Raw genomic sequence first — 24,904 nt, forward strand, 5'->3', positions numbered from 1 at the left:
GAATGTCCGTTCGTCGATTAGCCGAAGAGCAGTTTCAGCCGGCAGCGTTCGCCTTCAATGACGAGAACGCCGCCTGGGCCGAGGCGACCATCAGAAAATATCCGGAAGGCCGTCAGCAGTCGGCGGTGATTCCGCTTCTGATGCGCGCGCAGGAACAGGACGGCTGGGTGACGCGCTCGGCCATCGAATACGTCGCCGCCAAGCTCGACATGCCCTATATCCGCGTGCTGGAAGTCGCGACCTTCTATACGCAATTCCAGCTGAAGCCGGTCGGCACCCGCGCCCATATCCAGGTCTGCGGCACGACGCCCTGTATGCTGCGCGGCGCCGAAGACCTGATGAAGGTCTGTCAAAGGAAGATCCATCACGATCCCTTCGCGCTGAATGCCGACGGCACGCTTTCTTGGGAAGAGGTCGAGTGTCAGGGTGCCTGCGTCAACGCGCCGATGGTCATCATCTTCAAGGATGCCTACGAGGACCTGACGCCCGAGCGGCTGGAAGAGATCATCGATGCGTTCGAGGCAGGCAAGGGCCATGAAATCAAGCCCGGTCCGCAGATCGATCGGTATTTCTCTGCGCCGGAAGGTGGCCCTCTGACCCTTCTGGAGGACGTCAAGCCGGTCCGCACCAATCTCGAGCCGCAGCCCGCGGCCGACGCTGCGCCTATTCCGCCCGCCGAGGCCGCACGGCCGAAGGACAGGGCTCCGGAAACCGATCCCAAGCTGAAGACCCCGGCAACCGCCCCGAAGGCGGCGGCCGCCAATGTGAAGGCTGCGGAAAAGCAGCCGCTTTCCGCCACCGCAAAGAGCGTGCCGGACCCGAAGGCGGTCGGCAGCACAGCGGAAGGCGCGCCGGCCGAGCCTGGCTCGGCGACGGGTGGAAAGCCTGCGGCCGCCAAGGTCGCCAAGCCCTCGCTGGAGGACAAGAACCGTCCGAAGGGCATCGAACGCCCGGCGGAAGTGGACGACCTCAAGATGATCGCCGGCGTCGGCCCGAAGATCGAGGGCATTCTGCACGAACTCGGCATCTTCACCTTCGCGCAAGTCGCCTCCTGGAAGAAGGCGGAGCGCGAATGGGTCGATTCCTATCTGAACTTCAAGGGTCGGATCGAGCGCGACGACTGGGTCAAGCAGGCCAAGGCACTCGCCAAGGGCGGTGAGGCCGAATACATTCGTGTCTTCGGCAAGAAGCCGCGGTAAGGAGTGAGACATGCTCAAGGATCAGGATCGCATCTTTACCAATATCTACGGCCTCAAGGACAAGTCGCTCAAAGGCGCGATGAACCGCGGCCATTGGGATGGCACGAAGATCATCATCGAAAAGGGACGTGACTGGATCATCAACGAGATGAAGGCGTCCGGCCTGCGCGGACGCGGCGGCGCGGGCTTCCCGACCGGTCTCAAGTGGTCCTTCATGCCGAAGGAATCGGACGGCCGCCCGCATTACCTCGTGGTCAATGCCGACGAGTCCGAGCCCGGCACCTGTAAGGACCGCGAAATCATGCGCCACGATCCGCATACGCTGATCGAAGGCTGCGTGATCGCCGGTTTCGCCATGGGCGCCCATACGGCTTACATCTATGTGCGCGGCGAATACATGCGCGAGCGAGAGGCGCTGCAGGCGGCGATCGACGAGTGCTATGACGCAGGCCTTCTCGGCAGGAACAACAAGAACGGCTGGGATTTCGACATCTACGTCCATCATGGCGCGGGTGCCTATATCTGCGGCGAAGAGACGGCGCTGCTCGAAAGCCTCGAGGGCAAGAAGGGCCAGCCGCGCCTTAAGCCGCCGTTCCCGGCCAATATGGGCCTCTACGGCTGCCCGACGACGGTCAACAACGTCGAATCGATCGCGGTCGCGCCCACCATTCTGCGCCGCGGCGCCGGCTGGTTCTCCTCGATCGGCCGCCCGAACAATGTCGGCACAAAGCTCTTCATGATCTCGGGCCACGTGAACAAGCCCTGCACGGTCGAGGAAGCCATGAGCATCCCCTTCCGCGAACTGATCGAGAAGCATGCCGGCGGCATCCGCGGCGGCTGGGACAACCTGCTCGGCGTCATTCCAGGCGGCGCGTCTTGCCCCGTCGTCAAGGGCGAGGACATGATCGATGCGATCATGGACTTCGACGGCATGCGCGACGTGAAGTCCTCCTTCGGCACCGCCGCCGTCATCGTCATGGACAAGTCCACCGACATCATCAAGGCAATCGCCCGTCTCTCGGCTTTCTTCAAGCACGAGAGCTGCGGCCAGTGCACGCCCTGTCGCGAAGGCACCGGCTGGATGTGGCGCGTGATGGAACGCATGGTGAAGGGCAATGCGCAGAAGCGTGAGATCGACATGTTGCTCCAGGTCTCCAAGCAGATCGAGGGACACACGATCTGCGCGCTTGGCGATGCGGCCGCATGGCCGGTCCAGGGCCTGATCCGCAATTTCCGTCCGGAAATCGAGGCGCGTATCGACCAGTACACCCACAATGCCACGTCCCATGGCGCGGTAATGGAAGCAGCGGAGTAAGAGAGCGTGGCGATAACGGGCGCAGATCGGGATATGAGGGCGAGGGCGAATACGCCGGCGCACGATCCTGCGCGCCCGGCCGATTTCTCCGAAGCCTTTTCGCTTCACCCGCTCATGTCGCATCCGGCGGCGGCTATGACGGCCGCCACGGCGATCGGCTTCGGTCTAGCAACGCAGGCCGCCGGGGTTTTCTTCGGCATGCTGCAGGGGGCGATGGAAGCGGCGAACCGGATGAACAAGGCTCTCGGTGACGAAAGCGTCCATGCAGCCGTTGCGCGGGTGCCGGCGGCGGCGCAAACCGAGCCGGAGAAAAAGCCGGATCCGGCGCAGCGTGTAAAGACCGCGCCAAAGCCGGCGAAAAAACAGGCCGCGGAAAAGGTTGCGAAGGCCACGCCCGCACCGAAGCGGCAGGCGAGGGGCAAAGCGGCCCCCGCCGCAGGCCCCGCAACAGGGATTGTCGCTCCTGCGGATGATCTGAAACAGATCGCCGGCATAGGGCCGAAGCTGGAAAAGGTACTGAACGATATGGGCGTCCGGCGCTTCGCCGACATTGCCGGATGGAGCAAGGCGGACGTCGCCCGGTTCGACAAGACGCTTGGTTTCGAAGGCCGCATCGGTCGTGACGATTGGATCGGCCAGGCAAAGAAGCTGATGCAATAGGAATACTTCGGCGGCTTCCGGGCCGCGCGATTGAACACAGGACGTAAGTGAGACGATGGTTAAGCTGAAGGTTGACGGCAAGGAGATCGAGGTTCCGGATCATTTCACGCTGCTTCAGGCGTGCGAGGAAGCCGGCGCCGAGGTTCCGCGCTTTTGTTTCCACGAGCGTCTGTCGGTCGCGGGAAATTGCCGCATGTGCCTCATCGAGGTGAAGGGCGGACCGCCGAAGCCGGCGGCGTCCTGCGCCATGGGTGTGCGCGATATCCRCGGCGGACCGAACGGCGAACTGCCGGAAGTCTTCACCAACACGCCGATGGTCAAGAAGGCCCGCGAAGGCGTGATGGAATTCCTGCTCATCAACCACCCGCTGGATTGCCCGATCTGCGACCAGGGCGGCGAGTGTGACCTGCAGGACCAGGCCATGGCCTTCGGCATCGACAGCTCGCGCTATACGGAAAACAAGCGCGCCGTCGAGGACAAGTATATCGGCCCGCTCGTCAAGACGGTGATGAACCGCTGCATTCACTGCACGCGTTGCGTCCGCTTCACGACGGAAGTCGGCGGCATTTCCGAGCTCGGCCTCATCGGCCGCGGCGAGGATGCGGAAATCACCACCTATCTCGAACAGGCCATGACCTCCGAGCTGCAGGGCAACGTCGTCGATCTTTGCCCGGTCGGCGCGCTGACCTCACGGCCGTTCGCCTTTACGGCCCGTCCGTGGGAACTGAACAAGACCGAATCGGTCGACGTCATGGATGCGGTCGGATCGGCGATCCGGGTCGATACGCGTGGACGCGAAGTCATGCGCATCATGCCGCGCGTCAACGAGGAGATCAACGAGGAGTGGATCTCCGACAAGACCCGCTTCATCTGGGATGGCTTGAAGACCCAGCGTCTCGACCGGCCCTATGTGCGCCGCGACGGACGCCTGYAGGCCGCGACCTGGAGTGAGGCATTTGCAGCCATCAAGACCGCCGTTTCGGCGACTTCCGGCGAACGGATCGGCGCGATCGCCGGCGATCTCGCGTCCGTGGAGGAAATGTACGCCCTGAAGGAGCTGATCCATTCGCTCGGATCGGAGAATCTCGACTGTCGACAGGACGGGACGGCGCTTGATCCGTCGCTCGGCCGCTCAAGCTACATATTCAATCCGACCATCCAGGGCATTGAAAATGCTGGCGCCCTGCTGATCGTCGGCGCCAATCCGCGCCTCGAGGCAGCGGTTCTCAACGCCCGCATCCGCAAGCGCTGGCGCCGGGGCAATTTCCCGATCGGCGTCATCGGCGAAGGCGGCGAGCTGCGCTACGGCTACGACTATCTCGGCGCCGGCCCGGAGACGCTTGCCGATCTCGCATCCGGCAAGAACAGCTTCGTCGATACGCTGCGCAATGCCAAGAACCCGATGATTATGGTGGGGCAGGGGGCTCTTGCCCGCCCGGACGGAGCCGCCATTTTGGCAGCCGCAGCCCAGCTCGCCGGTTCTGTAGGCGCGCTGACCGACGAGTGGAACGGCTTTGCCGTGCTCCATACCGCGGCCTCCCGCGTCGGCGGCCTTGACCTCGGCTTCGTGCCGGGCCCGAAGGGCGCCAATGCAGCGACCATGCTGCGTTCGATGGACGTGCTCTTCCTGCTCGGCGCGGATGAAATGGAGTTCTCGACCAAGCACGCCAAGTTCACCGTCTATATCGGCAGCCACGGCGATGCCGGCGCCCATAACGCTGATGTCATTCTGCCCGGCGCGGCCTATACGGAAAAATCCGGCACCTGGGTCAATACCGAAGGCCGTCCGCAGATGGGCAACCGCGCCGGTTTCGCGCCGGGCGAGGCCCGAGAGGAGTGGGCGATCCTGCGCGCTCTTTCCGACGTGCTCGGAAAGAAGCTGCCGTTCGATTCGCTCTCCGCGCTGCGGTCGAAGCTCTACGAAGCCTATCCGCATTTCGCCGCGCTCGATGAGGTCGCGGCCGGTGATGTGAACGAAATCGCCACGCTCGGACAAAAAGCCGGTGAGATGACGAAGTCTGCGTTTGCGTCTCCGATCAAAGACTTCTATTTGACGAACCCAATCGCCCGCGCTTCCGCGGTCATGGCCGAGTGCTCGGCTCTGGCCCGCAACAACTTCAAGGCAGCGGCGGAGTAACAGGACCATGGATTCATTCTTCTCGACCTATGCCTGGCCGGCGATCGTCATGATCGCGCAGTCCCTGCTGCTTCTCGTCTGCCTGCTGGTCTTCATCGCCTTTATCCTGCTTGCCGACCGCAAGATCTGGGCTGCCGTGCAGCTTCGCCGCGGCCCGAACGTCGTCGGTCCCTTCGGCCTGTTCCAGTCCTTTGCTGACCTTTTGAAGTTCATCTTCAAGGAACCGATCATTCCCTCGGGCGCCAACAAGGGCGTTTTCCTGCTCGCTCCGCTGGTCTCGGTTACGCTGGCGCTTGCCACATGGGCGGTCATTCCGCTCAATGAGAATTGGGTGATCGCCAATATCAATGTCGGCATTCTCTATGTCTTCGCGATCTCCTCGCTCGAAGTCTACGGCGTCATCATGTCGGGCTGGGCTTCGAACTCGAAATACCCTTTCCTCGGTGCACTTCGCTCTGCCGCGCAGATGGTGTCCTATGAAGTCTCGATCGGCTTCGTCATCGTCGCCGTTCTGCTCTGCGTCGGTTCGCTGAACCTTACCGACATCGTCTACGCCCAGCGTGACGGCCTCGGTACCATGATCGGCCTGCCGAATTCCTTCCTGGACTGGCATTGGCTGTCGCTCTTCCCGATGTTCGTGATCTTCTTCATCTCGGGACTGGCCGAAACCAACCGTCCGCCCTTCGATCTTCCGGAAGCGGAATCGGAACTCGTCGCCGGCTACATGGTGGAGTATTCTTCCGCACCGTACATGATGCTGATGCTCGGCGAATATGCCGCGATCCTGCTCATCTGCTCGCTGACGACAATTCTCTTCCTCGGCGGATGGCTGCCGCCGGTCGATGTCTGGTTCCTGAACTGGGTTCCCGGTATCATCTGGTTCGTCCTGAAGGCATCCATGGTCTTCTTCATGTTCGCCATGGTGAAGGCCTTCGTACCGCGCTACCGCTATGACCAGCTCATGCGTCTCGGCTGGAAGGTCTTCCTTCCGATCTCGCTCGCCATGGTCATCATCGTTGCATTCGTGCTGAAACTGACGGGATGGGCATGACCATGACCATTCCCGGTTTCGGCATCATTGGAGAATAAGGATGGCAAGTCTTTCGCAAGCCGTCAGTTCGCTGTTTCTGAAGGAGTTCGTCGGCGCTTTCTTCCTGTCGATGCGCTACTTCTTCAAGCAGAAGGCCACGATCAATTATCCCTTCGAGAAGGGCCCGGTCTCTCCGCGCTTCCGCGGCGAGCATGCGCTTCGCCGTTATCCCAACGGTGAGGAGCGCTGCATCGCCTGCAAGCTCTGCGAGGCGATCTGTCCTGCCCAGGCGATCACCATCGAAGCCGGACCGCGCCGCAACGACGGCACCCGCCGCACGGTGCGCTACGATATCGATATGGTGAAGTGCATCTATTGCGGCTTCTGCCAGGAGGCATGCCCGGTCGATGCGATCGTCGAAGGCCCAAACTTCGAATTCTCGACGGAAACCCGCGAAGAACTCTATTTCGACAAGGCGAGACTTCTCGAAAACGGAGACCGCTGGGAGCGCGAGATCGCCCGCAATATAGCACTGGATGCGCCCTACCGCTGAGGGCGGGCCATCCGACCGGCGCCGCCGGCGCCACAAGCAATGAGTGCGGAGGTCAAAGGACCTCCGGATTTCTGACGGGAAGAAGGAATCCTTTCGGAACTTCCCGGTGAGGACGAAAAGGCACCACGATGGGTCTGCAGGCTGTTTTCTTCTATCTTTTCGCGTTCGTCGCGGTGGCGTCGGCGTTCATGGTCATTTCGGCCAGGAACCCGGTACATTCGGTACTGTTCCTGATCCTGGTGTTCTTCAATTCGGCCGGTCTCTTTCTGCTGACGGGTGCTGAATTCCTCGCCATGATCCTGCTCGTCGTCTATATCGGCGCCGTGGCGGTGCTCTTCCTCTTCGTGGTCATGATGCTCGATGTCGATTTTGCAGAGCTTCGTTCCGGAGTGCTGCAATATGCGCCGATCGGCATCCTGGTCGGCCTGATCGTGGCGGCGGAGCTGATTATCGTCGTCGGCGGCAGCGTTCTGACGCCGCAGGCCGCGCAGTCGATCACCATGCCGATCCCGAACCCGGCCGAACGGACGAACACGGCAGCGCTCGGCGACGTGCTCTATACGAATTATGTCTACTTCTTCCAGATCGCCGGCCTGGTGCTTCTGGTGGCGATGATCGGCGCGATCGTGCTGACGCTGCGTCACCGCACCAACATCAAGCGGCAGGACATACCGACCCAGGTGGCCCGCACGCCGGAGACCGTCGTCGAGGTGGTCAAGGTCAAGCCGGGCCAGGGCGTCTGAGTGAGCGGGAAAAAGGAACGAAAAATATGGAAATAGGTCTTTCCCATTATCTCACGGTCAGCGCCATTCTCTTCACGCTCGGCGTGTTCGGCATCTTCCTGAACCGCAAGAACGTCATCATCATCCTGATGTCGGTCGAGCTCATCCTGCTCTCGGTCAACCTCAACATGGTGGCTTTCTCCTCCTTCCTGAACGACATCGTCGGCCAGGTCTTCGCGCTGTTCATTCTCACCGTCGCGGCCGCAGAAGCCGCTATCGGTCTTGCAATTCTCGTCGTCTTCTACCGCAACCGCGGCTCGATCGCGGTCGAAGACGTCAATATGATGAAGGGCTGATCGGGTCATGATCTACAAGGCTATCGTCTTCCTTCCCCTGATCGGCTTCCTGATCGCCGGCCTGTTCGGCCGGTCCATCGGCGCCAAGGCATCGGAATATGTCACCAGCGGCCTGATGGTCGTCGCCGCCGTGCTCTCCTGGATCGTCTTCTTCAACGTCGCGCTTCACCATGGCGAGGCAGGCGAAGTCATCAAGGTCGATGTGCTGCGCTGGATCCAGTCCGGCGGCATCGATATCGAATGGGCGTTCCGCATCGATACGCTGACAGCGGTCATGTTCGTGGTCGTCAACACCGTGTCGTCGCTGGTGCACATCTATTCGATCGGCTACATGCATCATGATCCGCATCGGCCGCGCTTCTTCGCCTATCTGTCGCTCTTCACCTTCGCCATGCTGATGCTGGTGACGGCGGACAACCTGGCGCAGATGTTCTTCGGCTGGGAAGGCGTTGGTCTGGCCTCCTACCTGCTCATCGGCTTCTGGTATAAGAAGCCTTCGGCATCGGCCGCCGCCATGAAGGCCTTCATCGTCAACCGCGTCGGTGACTTTGGCTTCATTCTCGGCATCGCCGGCGTCTTCGTGCTGTTCGGTTCGATCAGCTTCGAGACGATCTTTGCCGCCGCGGGCAGCTATCTGCCGGCGGAAGGTGCCGCGGAAGCCGCTGAACCTTTCATCAACATCTTCGGCATGGAACTTTCCAAGGCCGGCGCGCTGACTGTCGTCTGCCTGCTGCTCTTCATGGGCGCCATGGGCAAGTCGGCTCAGTTCCTGCTGCACACCTGGCTCCCGGACGCCATGGAAGGCCCGACTCCGGTTTCGGCGCTCATTCATGCCGCGACCATGGTGACCGCCGGCGTCTTCCTCGTCGCCCGCATGTCGCCGCTCTTCGAACTCTCGCATGATGCGCTCCTCGTCGTGACGATCATCGGCGCGATCACCGCCTTCTTCGCGGCGACCGTCGGCCTCGTGCAGAACGACATCAAGCGCGTAATCGCCTATTCCACCTGCTCGCAGCTCGGCTACATGTTCGTGGCRCTTGGGGTAGGGGCCTATGGCGCGGCGATCTTCCACCTCTTCACGCACGCCTTCTTCAAGGCTCTGCTCTTCCTTGGCGCGGGTTCCGTGATCCACGCGGTCGATGGCGAGCAGGACATGCGTTACATGGGCGGTCTTCGGAAGCACATTCCGATCACCTTCTGGATGATGACGATCGGCACGCTGGCGCTCACCGGCGTCGGCATCCCCGGCACGATGCTCGGCTTTGCCGGCTTCTTCTCCAAGGATGTGATCATCGAGAGCGCCTTCGCCTCGCATTCGGCGGCGGCGGGCTTCGCCTTCACGCTCCTGGTCGTGGCCGCTCTGTTCACGAGCTTCTATTCCTGGCGCCTGGCCTTCATGACCTTCTTCGGCAAGCCGCGTGCTTCCGCCGACGTCATGCACCACGTGCATGAATCGCCTCTGGTCATGCTGGCTCCGCTCTATATCCTCGGCATCGGCGCGGTTCTCGCCGGCGTTCTCTTCGAAGGCTATTTCTTCGGCCACCACTATGCCGATTTCTGGAAGGGCGCTCTGTTCACGCTTCCGGAAAACGAGATCCTCGAGGAATTCCATCACGTGCCGCTTTGGGTGAAGTGGAGCCCCTTCGTCGCCATGGCTCTCGGCTTCCTCACGGCCTGGTACATGTACATCAAGTCGCCCTCGACGCCGAAGCGTCTCGCCGAATCCCAGAAGGTTCTCTACGAGTTCCTGCTGAACAAGTGGTACTTCGACGAAATCTACGATTTCCTCTTCGTCCGTTCGGCAAAGGCGCTCGGCCGCTTCCTCTGGAAGAAAGGTGACATCGGCGTCATCGACACCTACGGTCCGAACGGCGTCGCCGCCCGCGTCGTGGACGTCACCAGCCGCGTCGTGCGCCTGCAGTCCGGCTATCTCTATCACTATGCGTTTGCGATGCTGATCGGCATCGCCGCCCTCGTCACCTGGATGATGCTCGGGAGCACTCTGTAATGACCGACTGGCCCATTCTCTCGACGGTCACCTTCCTGCCGCTGGTCGGCGTCCTTCTGCTGCTTCTGACGCGGGAGGACGGCCCCTATGGCCGCCGCAACATCCTGAACGTCTCCCTGTTCACGACGGTGTTCACCTTCATCGTCTCGCTGTTCATCTGGATCGGGTTCGATAATTCGAATCCCGGCTTCCAGATGGTGGAGAAGCATGCCTGGCTCGGAACCGGCATCGCCTATCATCTCGGCGTAGACGGCATTTCCATGCTGTTCGTCATCCTGACGACCTTCCTGATGCCGTTCTGCGTTCTGGCGAGCTGGGATTCGGTCGAGAAGCGCCTCAAGGAATACATGATCGCCTTCCTGCTTCTGGAAGTGGTCATGATCGGTGTCTTCGTCTCGCTCGATATCGTTCTCTTCTACGTCTTCTTCGAAGCGACGCTGATCCCGATGTTCGTCATCATCGGCGTATGGGGCGGCAAGGATCGCATCTACGCGAGCTACAAGTTCTTCCTCTATACGCTGACGGGTTCGGTGCTGCTGATGCTCGCCATCATGGCGATCTATTGGCAGGCCGGCACGACCGACATGACGGAACTGGTGAAATACGGCTTCCCGGCCGGCATGCAGACCTGGCTATGGCTCGCCTGCTTCGCCGCCTTCTCGGTGAAGATGCCGATGTGGCCGGTCCATACCTGGCTTCCGGATGCGCACGTCCAGGCGCCGACCGCAGGCTCGGTCATCCTGGCAGGCGTTCTCTTGAAGCTCGGCGGCTATGGCTTCATCCGCTTTTCGCTGCAGATGTTCCCGCTGGCTTCGGACTATTTCGCGCCCTTCATCTTCACGCTGTCTGTTCTGGCGATCATCTACACCTCGCTCGTGGCGATGATGCAGGACGACATCAAGAAGCTGATTGCCTATTCCTCCGTCGCCCATATGGGTTACGTGACCATGGGTATCTTTGCTGCCAACGTGCAGGGCGTGCAGGGTGCGATCTTCCAGATGCTGTCGCACGGCATCGTTTCGGGCGCGCTCTTCCTCTGCGTCGGCGTCGTTTATGACCGGCTGCACACCCGCGAGATCGCGGCCTATGGCGGCCTCGTCAACAACATGCCGAAATATGCGGTCGCCTTCATGGTCTTCACCATGGCGAATGTCGGCCTGCCTGGCACCTCCGGTTTCATCGGCGAATTCCTGACGATCATCGGCGTCTTCCGGGTCAACACCTGGGTCGCGCTCTTTGCGGCAACCGGTGTCATCCTCTCGGCCTCCTACGCGCTCTGGCTCTATCGCCGGGTGATCTTCGGCGCGCTCGAGAAGGAAAGCCTCAAGGGTCTGCTCGATCTTTCGACCCGCGAGAAGGTGATCCTCTACCCGATGATCGCGCTCACCATCTTCTACGGCGTCTATCCGGCACCGATCTTCGATGCGACGGCCGCCTCGGTAGACCTCCTGGTAAACAACTACTCCGCAGCCCTGCGCGCGGCGCAAGACCTTGCACTGACCGTGCACTGAGACGGGACACGACTGGATATGACCGCTGAACTACTCTCTCTAAGCCTGCAGCTCGCCATGCCGGAAGTCATTCTGGCGGTGGGCGCGCTCGCTCTTCTGATGATCGGCGTCTTCTCCGGCGACAAGTCCGCGCCGACGGTGACCGGTCTTGCGGTGGCGCTGCTCGTCATTGCCGGGCTCTGGCTGATCTTCTCGCCCGGCGAGGGCGAGGCCTTCGGAGGAGCGTTCCTTCTGGACCCCTTCGCACGCTTCATGAAGGTGCTCGCGCTGATCGGCTCGATCACGGCGATGATCATGGCAGTTGGCCATGCCCGTTCCGAGCAGCTTGACCGTTTCGAGTTTCCGGTCCTCCTGGTTCTCGCAACGCTGGGCATGATGGTGCTGATTTCGGCCAACGATCTCATTGCCCTCTATCTCGGCTTGGAGCTGATGTCGCTGTCGCTCTATGTCGTCGCTGCCATCAACCGCGACAGCCTGCGTTCCACGGAAGCAGGCCTGAAGTACTTCGTGCTCGGCGCGCTCTCCTCGGGCATGATGCTTTACGGCATGTCCCTGATCTATGGCTTCACCGGCAATACCGGCTTTGACGAGATCGCCGGAGTGCTCTCCTCCGAAACACGCAATCTCGGCCTCGTCTTCGGCATGGTCTTCGTGCTTGCCGGCGCCTGCTTCAAGATCTCGGCCGTGCCGTTCCATATGTGGACGCCGGACGTCTACGAGGGTGCGCCGACGCCCGTTACCGCCTTCTTCGCGGCCGGACCTAAGGTTGCCGCCATGGCGATCCTGGTTCGCATCGTCTCCGAAGCCTTCATGCCGATCCTGGCCGACTGGCGCCAGATCATCGTCTTCGTGGCGATCGCCTCGATGCTGCTCGGCTCGTTTGCCGCGATCGGCCAGCGCAACATCAAGCGGCTGATGGCCTATTCCTCGATCGGCCATATGGGCTTTGCTCTGGTCGGCCTTGCCGCCGGCACGGAAACGGGCGTTTCCGGCGTCGTTCTCTACATGACGATCTACATGGTCATGACGCTTGGCGTCTTCGCCTGCATCATGGCGATGCGCCGCAAGGAGGGTGAGAATGTCGAAAATGTCGACGATCTCGCCGGCCTTTCCTCCACCAAGCCCTTCATGGCGGTGGTGCTGACAGCGCTGATGTTCTCCATGGCCGGCATTCCGCCGCTCGCGGGTTTCTTCGCCAAGTATTTCGTCTTCGTGGCGGCGATCGAAGCCAAGCTCTATGCGCTGGCGATCATCGGCGTGCTGTCTTCGGTCGTCGGTGCCTATTATTATCTCCGCATCGTCAAGCTGATGTGGTTCGATGAAGCCAAGGGCGAGTTTGCACGCATTTCCGGCGAGTTGCGGCTGGTCTTCGGCCTCTCCGGCCTCTTCGTCACGGCTTATGTGCTGTTCGGCGGGCCGGTCGGTTCGGCTGCGAACGCAGCGGCCAAGTCGTTCTTCTGAGACCGGCCTAGATGGCAGCCTCGGGGAGCCGGTTTTCACTCGACGACTTTCGTCACGAAGCGCTGAGTGAAGTCGGCTCCACCAATAGCGAATGCCTCGCCCGTGCGCGGGCGGGCGATCCCGGAAAGCTCTGGATCACCGCCACGCGGCAGACTTCCGGAAGAGGCCGGCGAGGCCGCGCCTGGACTTCCGAACCGGGCAACCTTTACGCATCCCTCCTATTGATCGATCCGGCCGAGCCGCCGTTGATGGGATCGCTCCCTTTGGCGATCGCGGTCGCGGTTCATTCTGCCGTCCGCGCCGTTCTGCCGCCGGGCGGCGAGCCGCTGGAGGTGAAATGGCCGAACGATATCCTGATCGGGCGCAAGAAAACCTGTGGCATTCTTCTTGAAGGCGAGAGGCTCGCCGACGGCCGCCGGGCGCTGGTCATCGGCATCGGCGTCAATATCCTACATAAGCCCGACAGCGCGCCTTACGCCGTGACGCGCCTTGCCGATCATGGCGCGAACGTCTCTCCCGAGGAGCTTTTCGCCCATCTTTTCAGAACGATGGCCGAGGTTCTGGAATCATGGGACGAAGGGCGCGGCACCGCGGAAATCAGCCGGCGCTGGCGGGAGCTCGCCTGCGGGGTCGGCGAAAAAATCACGGTAAATCTTCCGGATCGCTCGCTCGAGGGAACTTTCGCGGGTATCGATGAAGGAGGCCTGCTGCTGCTCGACACCGGATTTGGCAGGATTATGCCGATTGCGGCCGGTGATGTATTTTTTGCGAGAATGGACTAAGAGAAATAATGGCAAAACAGGACGAACTGGTATTTCTGCCGCTGGGCGGCGTGGGCGAGATCGGGATGAACCTCGCTCTCTACGGCTTTGGAACGCCGGGGAAGCGCCAGTGGATCATGGTGGATTGCGGCGTCACCTTTCCGGGACCGGAACTGCCGGGCGTCGATCTCGTCCTGCCGGATATCCGCTACCTCGCCGCCGAGCGCCACAATCTCAAGGGCATTATCATCACCCACGCTCATGAGGATCATTACGGCGCGCTGAACGAGCTCTGGCCGGGCCTTAACGTGCCCGTCTATGCCTCGCCGTTCACCGCCGGAATGCTGGAGGCCAAGCGCGACTACGAAGGGTCGCGCGCCGATATTCCGGTAACGATCTTCAAGGCCGGCGACCGGATCAATGTCGGCCCCTTCGAGGTCGAGGCCGTCGGTGTCAACCACTCCATTCCCGAGCCGATGTCGCTGGTCATCCGCACGCCGCTCGGCAATGTCATCCACACCGGCGACTGGAAGATCGATCACGCGCCGTCGCTTGGACCGTTGACGGACGAGGCCCGTTTTCGTGCGCTCGGAGACGAGGGCGTTCTGGCGGTCATGTGCGACAGCACCAATGCCATGCGCGATGGCGTTTCGCCCTCCGAGGAGGAAGTCTCGGAAGGCCTGCGCAAGATCATCGAGGCGGCGGAGGGCAGGGTGGCCATTACCACCTTCTCTTCCAATGTCGGCCGTATCCGCTCGATCGCCCAGGCTGCCGAGGCTGCGGGCCGCGAGGTTCTGCTACTCGGCAGTTCGTTGAAGCGCGTGGTCGATGTCGCGCGTGACATCGGGATCATGGAAGGGTTGAAGCCCTTCATCGCCGAGGACGAATACGGCTATATCCCGCGCGACAAGGTCGTGGTCATCCTGACCGGCAGTCAGGGCGAACCGCGCGCAGCGCTGGCCAAGATCGCCCGCGACGAGATGCGCAACGTGGCGCTTTCGGCGGGCGATACGGTCGTCTTCTCCTCCCGCACCATTCCCGGCAACGAGAAGGCGATCCTCGAGATCAAGAACGGCCTGATCGAACAGGGCATCAAGGTGGTGACGGACAGCGAGGCGCTTGTCCACGTCTCGGGTCATCCGCGCCGCAACGAATTGCTGAAGATGTATGAGTGGACGCGTCCGCAGGTTCTGGTGCCCGTTCATGGCGAAGCGGCCCATCTGCTGGCGCAGGCGGAACTTGCCGCATCGGCCGGTATCAAGACCGTTCCACGCGTTCGCAATGGCGACGTCCTGCGCTTGGCGCCTGGCCCCGCCGAAGTCATCGACGAGGCGCCGCACGGCCGCATCTTCAAGGATGGCAAGCTGATCGGCGATTTCGACGAGATGGGCATAGGTGAACGGCGCAAGCTCGCCTATGTCGGTCATGTCTCGGTCAACGTGCTGCTCGATAACCGGTATGATTTCGTGACCGATCCGGATGTCGTTTCCTTCGGCCTGCCGCAGTTCGACGACGAGGGCGAGGATATGGAGGACTCGCTCTACGATGCCGTGCTCGGTGCGATCGAAAGCATTCCGCGCGCGCGCCGCAAGGATCTCGATACGCTGCGTGAAGCGGTGCGCCGGGCTGTGCGGGCCGCAGCCAACGAAGCCTGGGGCAAGAAGCCGATCGTAACGGTATTCGTGACCAGGCTATAGAGCTTTCTGGGAGGAGGCATGCTCGGACGGGTAAACCACATAGCGATCGCTGTGCCGGACTTGACCGCCGCAACCGCGATCTATCGTGACACGCTCGGTGCCAGGGTTTCACAGGCGCAGGCCTTGCCAGAGCATGGCGTCACCGTAGTCTTCGTGGAGCTTCCGAATACAAAGGTCGAATTGCTGGAGCCGCTCGGCGAAAATTCGCCGATAGCGGCATTCCTTGTAAAGAGCCCTTTGGGGGGCATGCACCATATCTGCTACGAGGTGGACGATATCATCGCCGCGCGGGAGAGGCTGAAAGCCGGCGGGGCGCGGGTGCTGGGAGACGGCGAGCCGCGGATCGGGGCTCATGGAAAGCCGGTGCTTTTCCTGCATCCCAAGGATTTCAACGGTACTCTGGTAGAACTCGAACAGGTGTGATGGGGCGCCGGCGCGGGGAAGGGATTCAAAAACAGGGACTTGCGTGCGTCAGCTGAATCTTATCGAGAAGGTGTGACACTCCGCCATCTGCCTTTTGTTTGAACCGCCGCAGCTTTCGAACTATAAGCCATCCGATCTGAAGCGGGTTGGAACCATGCAGTTTCTTTCGGCCTTCGCCGTTTACTTCGTCATCTGGTGGATCGTGCTCTTCACGGTCCTGCCTCTCGGCATGCGCTCGCAGCATGAGGAGGGGGAGGTGACGCTCGGGACGGTGGAAAGTGCGCCGGCCCGCTTTCGCGGCGGTCGAGTGGTGCTGCTGACTACATTGATCTCGGCGATCGTCTATGGGGCCTGGTATGTCGCTTCGACCTATTTCGGCTTCAGCATGGCGACCCTGCCCCGTATCGTGCCCCGCTTCGACTGAAGACAAGTGCCGTCATCCGCTTGTCATATTTCTGGGGCATAGAAGTAAAGATGCAAGAAAGCAAAAAAAAACAAGGCGGTTAGCCTTGTTTTTTAGTTTCGCGTGATCCTTAACCGTTGCCGGGGCAGCGAACAAGCGCGCCTAAGATCTGATCCTCCCAAGACTTGACCGCGAAATGGCAAGAATTTGAACTCCTTGCCTCTTTTATGAGCTGACCCTAGCTCAAAGGATGAGCTTTGTCATCTCAATTTTTGCATTTTTGTTACAGTGAGCCCAAATTTTTTCTGTTGACAAAAATGTCGCACCTGGCCTGCAAAATCCTGCTTTTTCATCATGTGTCCCTGCTGGCCGCAAGGATGTTTCCCGTTTTCCTGCCGCTCCCGAAACGGGTTTCCTTCATGCGGCAGAAGGGCTATGAACGCTCGCAATTGTCATCTTGAAACGGCCGATTCCCAAAGACTGGGGAGGGGCCGGCAAAACCCTCGGAAACCTCAATGCGCCTGTCCCGCTATTTCATGCCGATCCTGAAGGAAAATCCCAAGGAAGCGGAGATCGTCTCGCACCGGCTGATGCTGCGTGCAGGCATGATCCGCCAGCAGAGCCAGGGGATCTATTCCTGGCTCCCACTCGGCAAGCGTGTTCTCGACAAGGTCAATGCCATCATCCGCGAGGAGCAGAACCGCTCCGGCGCGATCGAGCTGCTCATGCCGACGCTGCAGTCCGCGGAGCTATGGCAGGAGAGCGGCCGTTACGATGCCTATGGCAAGGAGATGCTGCGCATCAAGGACCGGCAGGACCGGCCGATGCTCTACGGCCCCACCAACGAGGAAATGGTCACCGATATCTTCCGGTCCTATGTAAGGTCCTACAAGAGCCTGCCGCTCAATCTCTATCACATCCAGCTCAAGTTTCGCGACGAGATCCGCCCGCGCTTCGGCACCATGCGCTCGCGCGAATTCCTGATGAAGGACGCCTATTCCTTCGACCTGACCAAGGAAGACGCCGAGCATTCCTACCGGAAGATGTTCGCCGCCTATCTGCGTACCTTCTCGCGGCTGGGGCTGCGGGCCATTCCGATGCGCGCCGATACCGGCCCAATCGGGGGCAATCTCTCCCACGAATTCATCATCCTGGCGGATACCGGGGAATCCGAGGTCTTCTCCCACAAGGATTTCGTGAATTTCGATATACCGGCGGAAGATACCGATTTCGACGACGTGGCGGGTCTCAAGGCCATTTTCGAAAAATGGACCTCGGTCTATGCCGCGACCTCGGAAATGCACGACGAGGCGGCCTTCGACGCGATCCCCGAAGCCGATCGGCTGTCTGCCCGCGGCATCGAAGTCGGCCATATCTTCTATTTCGGCACGAAATATTCCGAGCCGATGGGTGCCAAGGTTCAGGGACCGGATGGCAAGGAACACCTTGTCCACATGGGTTCCTACGGTATCGGCCCGACCCGCCTTGTTCCCGCCATCATCGAAGCATCGCATGACGAGAACGGAATCATCTGGCCGGCCTCGGTTGCTCCCTTCGATGTGGTGCTCATCAACATGAAGCCGGGCGACGAGGCCTGCGATCGTATCTGCGACGACCTCTATGCCGGCCTCGCAAAGGCGGGCAGGGACGTGCTCTACGACGATACGGACGAGCGCGCCGGCACCAAGTTCGCTACCGCCGATCTGATCGGCGTGCCGGTTCAGGTGATCGTCGGACCGCGCTCCGCGGCAAGCGGCGAGGTGGAGGTAAAGGACCGCAAGACCGGTGTGCGTGACGTGCTGACGGTCGAGGCGGTCATGAACAGGCTTGCCGGCTGAGCATAGCGCATCCGGCAAGATAGGCGCGCAAGCGCGGATTGGCCGCGAGGCGGCAGGTGAAGGGAAGGGAATGGCAAGCGTCGCGGCAGATCGTGAAGCGGAAAAGACAGTCAAGGCTCCGGCCGCTGGCCCGTTCTCGGCTTTCGAGCGTATGGTGGCCTGGCGCTATCTGCGCTCGCGCCGCAAGGAAGCCTTCATTTCCGTCATCGCCGGTTTCTCCTTCATCGGCATCATGCTCGGTGTCGCAACCCTCATCATCGTCATGGCGGTGATGAACGGCTTCCGCACCGAGCTGATTTCCCGCATTCTCGGCATCAACGGTCATATGATCGTTCAGCCGATCGACGGACCCTTCACGGATTATGCGGACCTCACGCAGAAGTTTGCGGCAGTGCCCGGCGTGCGCATGGCTTTGCCACTCGTCGAAGGGCAGACGCTTGCATCCGGCCGCGCCGGCGCAGGCTCGGGCGCGCTGGTGCGCGGCATTCGTCCGGAGGATATCGAGAAGCTCACGGAGGTTTCCTCCAACATCAAGTTCGGCGACATGGCCGGCTTCGCCTCGGGCGAGGGCGTACTCGTCGGATCGCGGCTGGCCTCCTCGCTCGGCATCACCGCAGGCGACGATATCACTCTGGTTTCCCCGGAAGGCGATGTGACGCCGATGGGCGTCAATCCTCGTGTCAAATCCTATCCGGTCTCCGGCGTCTTCGAGATCGGCATGTCGGAATATGATGCCACAATCATCTATATGCCGCTTCCGGAGGCCCAGCTTTACTTCAATGCCGATGGTCTGGTCCAATCGATCGAACTCTTCGTCGATAATCCGGACGCCGTCGACGGCATAAGGCCCTTGGTGGAGGCTGCCGCCGGCCGGCAAGTCCACATCACTGACTGGCGCCAGCGCAACCAGACTTTCTTCTCGGCTCTGCAGGTGGAACGCAATGTGATGTTCATGATCTTGACGCTGATCGTGCTCGTGGCGGCGCTCAACATCATTTCCGGCCTTATCATGCTGGTGAAGGATAAAGGCAGCGACATCGCGATTTTGCGCACCATGGGGGCGAGTTCCGGCTCGATCATGCGTATCTTCTTCATGACCGGAGCGGCGATCGGCATTGTCGGTACCCTCGCGGGCGTCGTTCTCGGGGTCATCGTCTGCCTCAATATCGAGTCGATCCGGCAGTTCTTCTCCTGGCTTTCAGGCACGGTGCTTTTCGATCCGGAGCTTTATTTCCTCAGCCAGCTGCCCGCTGAAATGAGCTTCAGCGAGACCCTTTCCGTAGTCATCATGGCGCTGGCGCTCTCCTTCCTGGCGACGATCTTCCCGGCCTGGCGGGCCTCGAAGCTCGATCCGGTCCAGGCCCTCCGATACGAATAGGCCCCCTTCATGGTACGCAAAACCGTTTTGCAGCTCTCGGGCGTCGAACGCCATTATGGTCAGGGCGAAACCGTGCTCTCGATCCTGAAGGGTGCCGATTTCGACCTGAAGAGCGGCGAGATCGTCGCGCTGGTGGCGCCTTCCGGAACCGGCAAGTCGACTCTGCTTCATCTTGCCGGCCTGCTCGAACATCCGGACGGGGGCGAGGTCTTCATCGGCGGGGAGGCTTGCAACGGCCTCTCGGATGAGCGCCGCACCGCGATCCGTCGCAGCGATATCGGCTTCGTCTACCAGTTCCATCATCTCTTGCCGGAGTTCTCCGCACTCGAAAACATCATGATGCCGCAGCTCATCGCCGGCCTGCCGCACGCCGAGGCAAAGGAACGCGCAAGCCAGCTTCTGGATTATATGCGCATCGGCCACCGGGCCGATCACCGCCCGGCGGAGCTTTCCGGCGGGGAGCAGCAGCGTGTCGCGATCGCCCGCGCGGTCGCCAACGCTCCGCGGGTATTGCTGGCGGACGAGCCGACCGGCAATCTCGATCCGAAAACGGCATCCTACGTGTTCGACGCGCTTGAGGCGCTGGTGCGGCAATCGGGTCTAGCGGCACTGATCGCAACCCATAATCATGAGCTTGCCGGGCGTATGGATCGCCGCGTGACGATCGAGGGCGGCAAGATCGTGGCGATGTGAGCGCGGCTTTCGGTCGCGTGAGATAGGCGCTGTCGGTCTGCTACCAGCATTGATTGCCGGGCTGGTCTCTCCCATCTAGTGGACAGGCAGTCTGCGGGAACAAAACCGGCAGACGCGGCTTCGTCGAGTCTTCGGTCAGGCCCGGCGTGTTCCACAATTGCAGGCGCGAGAAGGGAAGTATGGTCTTTCACCACCGGATGAGACAGCGGGTCGTCGAGAAATTCATGACCTTCGAGCCGATCGGCCTCATGATGTTCGCCTCTCTGGCCGGTGGCCTGTTTCTCTTCCTGAGCCTCACGGGCGGGGTGATCGACGGCGATACGCACGCATTCGACGAGCGCATATTGCTCAGCCTACGCGAACCGGGCGATCTTTCCCTGCCCATCGGCCCCTATTGGTTGACCCATGCCGTGGATGACATCACCGCGCTTGGAGGAACCACCGTGCTGTCGCTGATGACGGTGCTCGGGACGATCTATCTCCTGCTGGCGCGGCAGAGGGCGATCGCGCTGTTCATGTTCCTGTGTATCGCCGGCGGCTGGATCGTCAGCGCCGCGCTGAAACTCGGCGTGGCGCGCCCCCGGCCGGATATCGTGCCGCATCTCGTCGAGGTAAGCGACCTCAGTTTCCCAAGCGGGCACGCCATGCTTTCGGCAGTGACCTACCTGACGCTCGGCGCGCTCCTCTCGCGGGCGCAGCAGTATCGCTCGACGCGGATATTCCTCATCGCGGCGGCGATCTTCCTCACCTTCATCGTGGGGCTAAGCCGTGTCTATCTCGGTGTGCATTTCCCTACCGATGTTCTCGGTGGCTGGTGCGCCGGCGCCACCTGGGCGCTGGGCTGCTGGATGATCGCGCGGCGTTTCATTTCTCCCTCGGCGGGCTGAGCGGCGCTTAAATCAGGCACTTGGACCGGGCGCGGAGGCGCCACGCCCCGACCCGGGCGGCTATGGTCGGCCATCTTAACCATAATCTCTCCTATCTGTTTCCTGTTTTGTTCTCTTGTTGACTCGTGAACGAAATTAGAACAAAATAAAAACATAACAGGACAGGAGATGACAATGACCGACATGCTTCGCGACATTGCAGCATTCGCTTCCATCGCCACCTTCGTGGYAAGCCTCTCGATGTTCATGATGGCTATGTGATTTTCCGCTCCCGGCATCCGGATTTCCGTTGAGGAAGAGACTCTCGGCTGGACTCTCGTCGCGCCGCGCCGGAAAATCACCTGATTCATTTGGTGGTGTGGACGCGGAATATGGCTGATCAGACGGAAACCAAGTCGGGAGCGGACATGCCGGGAGCGTCCCCGCAATTCGTGCATTTACGCGTTCATTCCGCCTATTCGCTCCTCGAGGGCGCGCTGCCGCTCAAGAAGATTTTGTCGAAAGCTGGCGCCGACAACCAGCCGGCGATCGCGATCACCGATACGAACAACCTCTTCGTGGCGCTGGAATTTGCCCAGAAGGCGATCGGCGAGGGGATACAGCCGATCATCGGCTGTCAGCTTTCGATCGATATGGAAGACCAGACGGAAGAACGGCGCGGCAGTCACCATCAGCTTGCCAAGTTGCCTTCGATCGTCGTTCTCGCAGCCAATGCCGTCGGCTATGAACGGCTCGTCGATCTTATCAGCCGAGCCTATCTCGGCGGCGAGGGGCACCAGGCAGTGCATGTCCGCCGTTCCTGGCTGGAGGAGGGCGGCACGGAAGGATTGCTCGCGCTGACCGGGGCCGGCGGCGGCCCGGTCGATATCGCCCTGAAGGAGGGCAATACGGCGCAGGCCGAGGCGCGCCTCCTGAAACTCAAGGAAGTCTTCGGCGACAGGCTCTATGTGGAACTGCAGCGCCACGGCTCCTACGACCGCCGCCATGAGCAGAAGGTGATCGCGCTTGCCTACGATCACGACCTGCCGCTGGTGGCCACCAACGAAGCCTTTTTTCCTTCCAAGGACGATTACGACGCCCATGACGCGCTGATGGCCGTCGCCCATAACGCCATCGTTTCGGACGACAGCCGGTTCCGGCTGACTCCAGATCATTATCTGAAGAGCCGGGCGGAGATGGAGGAGCTTTTCGCCGATCTGCCGGAGGCGCTGGAAAACACAGTCGAGATCGCGCGGCGCTGTTCCTTCATCCTCAAAACGCGCAATCCGATCCTGCCGCGCTTCACCGGCGCGACCGAAGATGCGGAAGAGGCCGAGCGGGCGGAAGCGGCGGAGCTTCGCCGCCAGTCGATCGAGGGGTTGGAGCATCGTATTGCCACGCTCGGTTTGACGGCGGGCTATACCGAACAGGATTATCGAGAGCGGCTGGACTTCGAGCTCAGCGTTATCGAGAAGATGAAATTTCCGGGATACTTCCTGATCGTTGCTGACTTCATCAAATGGGCCAAGCAGCAGAATATCCCGGTCGGTCCGGGCCGCGGCTCGGGTGCGGGCTCGCTGGTTGCCTATGCCCTGACGATCACCGACGTCGATCCGCTGCGCTTCTCGCTGCTCTTCGAACGCTTCCTAAATCCGGATCGCGTCTCGATGCCCGACTTCGATATCGACTTCTGCCAGGATCGCCGCGAAGAGGTGATCCGCTACGTGCAGCAAAAATACGGCCGCGAGCAGGTGGCGCAGATCATCACCTTCGGTTCGCTGCAGGCCCGCGCGGCGCTGCGCGATGTCGGTCGCGTGCTCGAAATGCCCTATGGCCAGGTGGACCGCATCTGCAAGCTGGTGCCGAACAACCCGGCCAATCCGACGCCGCTTTCGAAGGCCATCGAGGAAGAGCCGAAGCTGCAGGAAGAGGCGGAAAAGGAACCGGTGGTCGCCAGGCTGCTCGATATCGCCCAGAAGATCGAAGGGCTCTACCGCCACGCCTCCACGCATGCCGCCGGTATCGTTATCGGTGATCGGCCGCTTTCGAAGCTCGTGCCGATGTATCGGGATCCGCGCTCGGATATGCCGGTCACCCAGTTCAACATGAAATGGGTGGAGCAGGCAGGCCTCGTCAAATTCGACTTCCTCGGCTTGAAGACCCTGACCGTACTGAAGACGGCAGTGGATTTCTGCGCCAAGCGCGGCATCGAGGTGGATCTTTCCAAGATACCGCTCGACGATCCAAAAACTTACGAGATGTTGTCGCGCGGTGAGACGGTCGGCGTGTTCCAGGTTGAAAGCGTCGGCATGCGCAAGGCGCTGATCGGCATGCGCCCGGACTGCATCGAGGACATTATCGCACTTGTGGCGCTTTATCGCCCCGGTCCGATGGAGAACATACCGACCTACAACGCCCGCAAGCACGGCGAGGAGGAAATAGAGTCGGTTCATCCTTCCATCGACTACCTCCTGAAGGAAACACAGGGCGTCATCGTCTATCAGGAGCAGGTGATGCAGATCGCCCAGGTCCTGTCCGGCTACTCGCTTGGCGAAGCCGATCTTCTGCGCCGCGCCATGGGCAAGAAGATCAAGGAGGAGATGGACAAGCAGAGCGAGCGCTTCGTGGAGGGCGCCGTCAAGAATGGCGTCTCTAAGCCGCAGGCGAAAAACATTTTCGAACTGCTCGCCAAGTTTGCGAACTACGGATTCAACAAGTCCCACGCAGCGGCTTACGCGATCGTCTCCTACCAGACCGCCTATATGAAGGCGCATTATCCGGTCGAATTCCTCGCCGCGTCGATGACCTACGATATGGCGAACAGCGAAAAGCTGAACGACTTCCGGCAGGATGCCGCTCGCCTCGGCATCTCGGTGATCCCGCCGTCTGTGCAGACCTCATTCCGCCGTTTCGAAACGGGCGAGAGCCGGATCTATTACGCATTGGCGGCGATCAAGGGCGTCGGTGAGTCGGCCGCCGATCACATCGTCGAAGTGAGGGGGAATCGCCCATTCGCGAGCCTTGAGGATTTCTGTCTGCGGATAGATCCGAAGCAGGTCAACCGGCGGGTTCTGGAAAGCCTCATTTCCGCAGGGGCCTTCGATTGTTTCGGCAAGGACAGGGCCGAACTGATCGGCGGTCTCGACCGCATTATCGGCTATGCCCAGCGCGCCCAGGAAGAGAAGGTGAGCGGCCAGTCGGATTTCTTCGGCTCGTCTGCCGCCGCCGGTCCTGAAAAGCTGATCCTGCCCCCGTTCATGCCATGGATGCCGTCGGAAATGCTGATGCGCGAGTATCAGGTCCTCGGCTTCTATCTTTCAGCCCATCCGCTGGATTCCTACGCGGAAGTGCTTGCCAAGATGAGGGTTCAGAATTTCGCGGATTTCTCGGCAGCGGTGAAGCAGGGGGCGACCGTGGGCCGTCTTGCCGGAACCGTTACCGGGCGCCAGGAACGCAAGACCCGCACCGGCAACAAGATGGGCATCGTGACGTTTTCCGACGCATCCGGCCAGTTCGAGGCGGTGCTGTTTTCCGAAGCGCTTGCGCAATATCGCGATCTCCTGGAGCCGGGCAAGTCGCTGGTCATCACCGTGCAGGCGGATGAACGGCCGGAAGGCATCGGGCTTCGGATCCAGACGGCGCAATCGCTGGAAGAGCAATCGGTCCGTATGCAGAAGGCGCTTCGCGTCTATGTCCGGGATTCCGGGCCTCTCAAGACGGTTGCGCGGCATCTGAATGCGAAGGGTGACGGGCTGGTCTCCTTCGTGGTCATCAAGGATGACGGGCGCCGCGAGATCGAAGTGGAGCTGACCGAGAAATATCGTATCTCACCCGAGATCGCGGCGGCGTTGAGGGCTGCCCCTGGCGTTCTGGATGTGGAGCTGGTTTAGGAA

Annotated in this window: 20 protein-coding genes; all 20 read left to right on the forward strand. The window is 61.1% G+C overall.

Annotated features, from left to right (window positions below):
* Positions 1–2: 2 nt before the first annotated feature.
* The 20 genes from LCM4573_RS22915 to dnaE all read left to right on the forward strand — a co-directional run bounded on the left by LCM4573_RS22915 (position 3) and on the right by dnaE (position 24,901).
* Positions 3–1,199 carry an NADH-quinone oxidoreductase subunit E gene (locus LCM4573_RS22915; RefSeq protein ID WP_071008723.1) on the forward strand — a complete coding sequence of 399 codons (1,197 nt, stop codon included), beginning with the start codon at positions 3–5 and terminating at the stop codon, positions 1,197–1,199.
* 10 nt (positions 1,200–1,209) lie between these two features.
* Positions 1,210–2,514 carry an NADH-quinone oxidoreductase subunit NuoF gene (gene nuoF, locus LCM4573_RS22920; RefSeq protein WP_071008724.1) on the forward strand — a complete coding sequence of 435 codons (1,305 nt, stop codon included), beginning with the start codon at positions 1,210–1,212 and terminating at the stop codon, positions 2,512–2,514.
* Positions 2,515–2,520: 6 nt separating this feature from the next.
* Positions 2,521–3,174: a 5' DNA nuclease gene (locus tag LCM4573_RS22925; protein ID WP_131819006.1), complete on the forward strand. Its 654-nt coding sequence runs from the start codon at positions 2,521–2,523 to the stop codon at positions 3,172–3,174.
* A gap of 55 nt (positions 3,175–3,229) precedes the next feature.
* Positions 3,230–5,311 carry an NADH-quinone oxidoreductase subunit NuoG gene (gene nuoG / locus LCM4573_RS22930; protein WP_071008726.1) on the forward strand — a complete coding sequence of 694 codons (2,082 nt, stop codon included), beginning with the start codon at positions 3,230–3,232 and terminating at the stop codon, positions 5,309–5,311.
* 7 nt (positions 5,312–5,318) lie between these two features.
* Entirely contained in the window at positions 5,319–6,362 is a 1,044-nt protein-coding gene (gene nuoH / locus LCM4573_RS22935) for an NADH-quinone oxidoreductase subunit NuoH (RefSeq protein ID WP_071008727.1), read from the forward strand.
* 40 nt (positions 6,363–6,402) lie between these two features.
* A complete protein-coding gene (gene nuoI / locus LCM4573_RS22940; protein ID WP_071008728.1) occupies positions 6,403–6,894 on the forward strand; it encodes an NADH-quinone oxidoreductase subunit NuoI in 492 nt (163 codons plus the stop codon).
* Between the two features lie 128 nt (positions 6,895–7,022).
* Positions 7,023–7,637 carry an NADH-quinone oxidoreductase subunit J gene (locus LCM4573_RS22945; RefSeq protein WP_071008729.1) on the forward strand — a complete coding sequence of 205 codons (615 nt, stop codon included), beginning with the start codon at positions 7,023–7,025 and terminating at the stop codon, positions 7,635–7,637.
* Between the two features lie 26 nt (positions 7,638–7,663).
* A complete protein-coding gene (nuoK, locus tag LCM4573_RS22950; RefSeq protein WP_007772674.1) occupies positions 7,664–7,972 on the forward strand; it encodes an NADH-quinone oxidoreductase subunit NuoK in 309 nt (102 codons plus the stop codon).
* Between the two features lie 7 nt (positions 7,973–7,979).
* On the forward strand, positions 7,980–9,980 hold the full coding sequence (gene nuoL / locus LCM4573_RS22955) for an NADH-quinone oxidoreductase subunit L (protein ID WP_071008730.1): 2,001 nt from the start codon (positions 7,980–7,982) through the stop codon (positions 9,978–9,980).
* Positions 9,980–11,491: an NADH-quinone oxidoreductase subunit M gene (locus LCM4573_RS22960; protein WP_071008731.1), complete on the forward strand. Its 1,512-nt coding sequence runs from the start codon at positions 9,980–9,982 to the stop codon at positions 11,489–11,491. The genes nuoL and LCM4573_RS22960 overlap by 1 nt, the downstream gene beginning before the upstream one ends.
* Positions 11,492–11,509: 18 nt before the next feature.
* Positions 11,510–12,952, forward strand: coding sequence for an NADH-quinone oxidoreductase subunit NuoN (gene nuoN / locus LCM4573_RS22965; protein WP_071008732.1), 1,443 nt, complete (start codon positions 11,510–11,512; stop codon positions 12,950–12,952).
* Between the two features lie 11 nt (positions 12,953–12,963).
* Positions 12,964–13,734, forward strand: coding sequence for a biotin--[acetyl-CoA-carboxylase] ligase (locus tag LCM4573_RS22970; protein WP_071008733.1), 771 nt, complete (start codon positions 12,964–12,966; stop codon positions 13,732–13,734).
* Between the two features lie 8 nt (positions 13,735–13,742).
* On the forward strand, positions 13,743–15,410 hold the full coding sequence (locus LCM4573_RS22975) for a ribonuclease J (RefSeq protein ID WP_071008735.1): 1,668 nt from the start codon (positions 13,743–13,745) through the stop codon (positions 15,408–15,410).
* A gap of 18 nt (positions 15,411–15,428) precedes the next feature.
* Complete coding sequence (gene mce / locus LCM4573_RS22980; RefSeq protein ID WP_071008737.1) at positions 15,429–15,833, forward strand: methylmalonyl-CoA epimerase; 405 nt, start codon at positions 15,429–15,431, stop codon at positions 15,831–15,833.
* A 154-nt stretch (positions 15,834–15,987) separates the two neighbouring features.
* Positions 15,988–16,257 carry a DUF1467 family protein gene (locus tag LCM4573_RS22985; protein WP_071009211.1) on the forward strand — a complete coding sequence of 90 codons (270 nt, stop codon included), beginning with the start codon at positions 15,988–15,990 and terminating at the stop codon, positions 16,255–16,257.
* 494 nt (positions 16,258–16,751) lie between these two features.
* Positions 16,752–18,074, forward strand: a complete 1,323-nt coding sequence (gene proS / locus LCM4573_RS22990; RefSeq protein WP_071008739.1) for a proline--tRNA ligase — start codon at positions 16,752–16,754, stop codon at positions 18,072–18,074.
* Positions 18,075–18,144: 70 nt separating this feature from the next.
* Positions 18,145–19,452 carry a lipoprotein-releasing ABC transporter permease subunit gene (locus LCM4573_RS22995; protein ID WP_071008740.1) on the forward strand — a complete coding sequence of 436 codons (1,308 nt, stop codon included), beginning with the start codon at positions 18,145–18,147 and terminating at the stop codon, positions 19,450–19,452.
* Positions 19,453–19,461: 9 nt separating this feature from the next.
* Positions 19,462–20,145 (forward strand): ABC transporter ATP-binding protein, encoded by a 684-nt coding sequence (locus LCM4573_RS23000; RefSeq protein WP_071008742.1) that lies wholly within the window; start codon positions 19,462–19,464, stop codon positions 20,143–20,145.
* A 179-nt stretch (positions 20,146–20,324) separates the two neighbouring features.
* Positions 20,325–21,032, forward strand: a complete 708-nt coding sequence (locus LCM4573_RS23005) for a phosphatase PAP2 family protein (protein WP_071008744.1) — start codon at positions 20,325–20,327, stop codon at positions 21,030–21,032.
* A gap of 371 nt (positions 21,033–21,403) precedes the next feature.
* Positions 21,404–24,901, forward strand: a complete 3,498-nt coding sequence (gene dnaE / locus LCM4573_RS23010) for a DNA polymerase III subunit alpha (protein ID WP_071008746.1) — start codon at positions 21,404–21,406, stop codon at positions 24,899–24,901.
* Positions 24,902–24,904 lie beyond the last annotated feature (3 nt).

The organism is Rhizobium sp. LCM 4573 (assembly GCF_001854865.1).
Taxonomy (GTDB): Bacteria; Pseudomonadota; Alphaproteobacteria; order Rhizobiales; family Rhizobiaceae; genus Neorhizobium.

Bases quoted from the DNA above. Each gene is read 5' to 3' on its own strand.
- LCM4573_RS22915 (WP_071008723.1), top strand. From the start codon at position 3: ATGTCCGTTCGTCGATTAGCCGAAGAGCAGTTTCAGCCGGCAGCGTTC.
- nuoF (WP_071008724.1), top strand. From the start codon at position 1,210: ATGCTCAAGGATCAGGATCGCATCTTTACCAATATCTACGGCCTCAAG.
- nuoH (WP_071008727.1), top strand. From the start codon at position 5,319: ATGGATTCATTCTTCTCGACCTATGCCTGGCCGGCGATCGTCATGATC.
- nuoI (WP_071008728.1), top strand. From the start codon at position 6,403: ATGGCAAGTCTTTCGCAAGCCGTCAGTTCGCTGTTTCTGAAGGAGTTC.
- LCM4573_RS22945 (WP_071008729.1), top strand. From the start codon at position 7,023: ATGGGTCTGCAGGCTGTTTTCTTCTATCTTTTCGCGTTCGTCGCGGTG.
- nuoK (WP_007772674.1), top strand. From the start codon at position 7,664: ATGGAAATAGGTCTTTCCCATTATCTCACGGTCAGCGCCATTCTCTTC.
- LCM4573_RS22960 (WP_071008731.1), top strand. From the start codon at position 9,980: ATGACCGACTGGCCCATTCTCTCGACGGTCACCTTCCTGCCGCTGGTC.
- nuoN (WP_071008732.1), top strand. From the start codon at position 11,510: ATGACCGCTGAACTACTCTCTCTAAGCCTGCAGCTCGCCATGCCGGAA.
- LCM4573_RS22970 (WP_071008733.1), top strand. From the start codon at position 12,964: ATGGCAGCCTCGGGGAGCCGGTTTTCACTCGACGACTTTCGTCACGAA.
- LCM4573_RS22975 (WP_071008735.1), top strand. From the start codon at position 13,743: ATGGCAAAACAGGACGAACTGGTATTTCTGCCGCTGGGCGGCGTGGGC.
- mce (WP_071008737.1), top strand. From the start codon at position 15,429: ATGCTCGGACGGGTAAACCACATAGCGATCGCTGTGCCGGACTTGACC.
- LCM4573_RS22985 (WP_071009211.1), top strand. From the start codon at position 15,988: ATGCAGTTTCTTTCGGCCTTCGCCGTTTACTTCGTCATCTGGTGGATC.
- proS (WP_071008739.1), top strand. From the start codon at position 16,752: ATGCGCCTGTCCCGCTATTTCATGCCGATCCTGAAGGAAAATCCCAAG.
- LCM4573_RS22995 (WP_071008740.1), top strand. From the start codon at position 18,145: ATGGCAAGCGTCGCGGCAGATCGTGAAGCGGAAAAGACAGTCAAGGCT.
- LCM4573_RS23000 (WP_071008742.1), top strand. From the start codon at position 19,462: ATGGTACGCAAAACCGTTTTGCAGCTCTCGGGCGTCGAACGCCATTAT.
- LCM4573_RS23005 (WP_071008744.1), top strand. From the start codon at position 20,325: ATGGTCTTTCACCACCGGATGAGACAGCGGGTCGTCGAGAAATTCATG.
- dnaE (WP_071008746.1), top strand. From the start codon at position 21,404: ATGGCTGATCAGACGGAAACCAAGTCGGGAGCGGACATGCCGGGAGCG.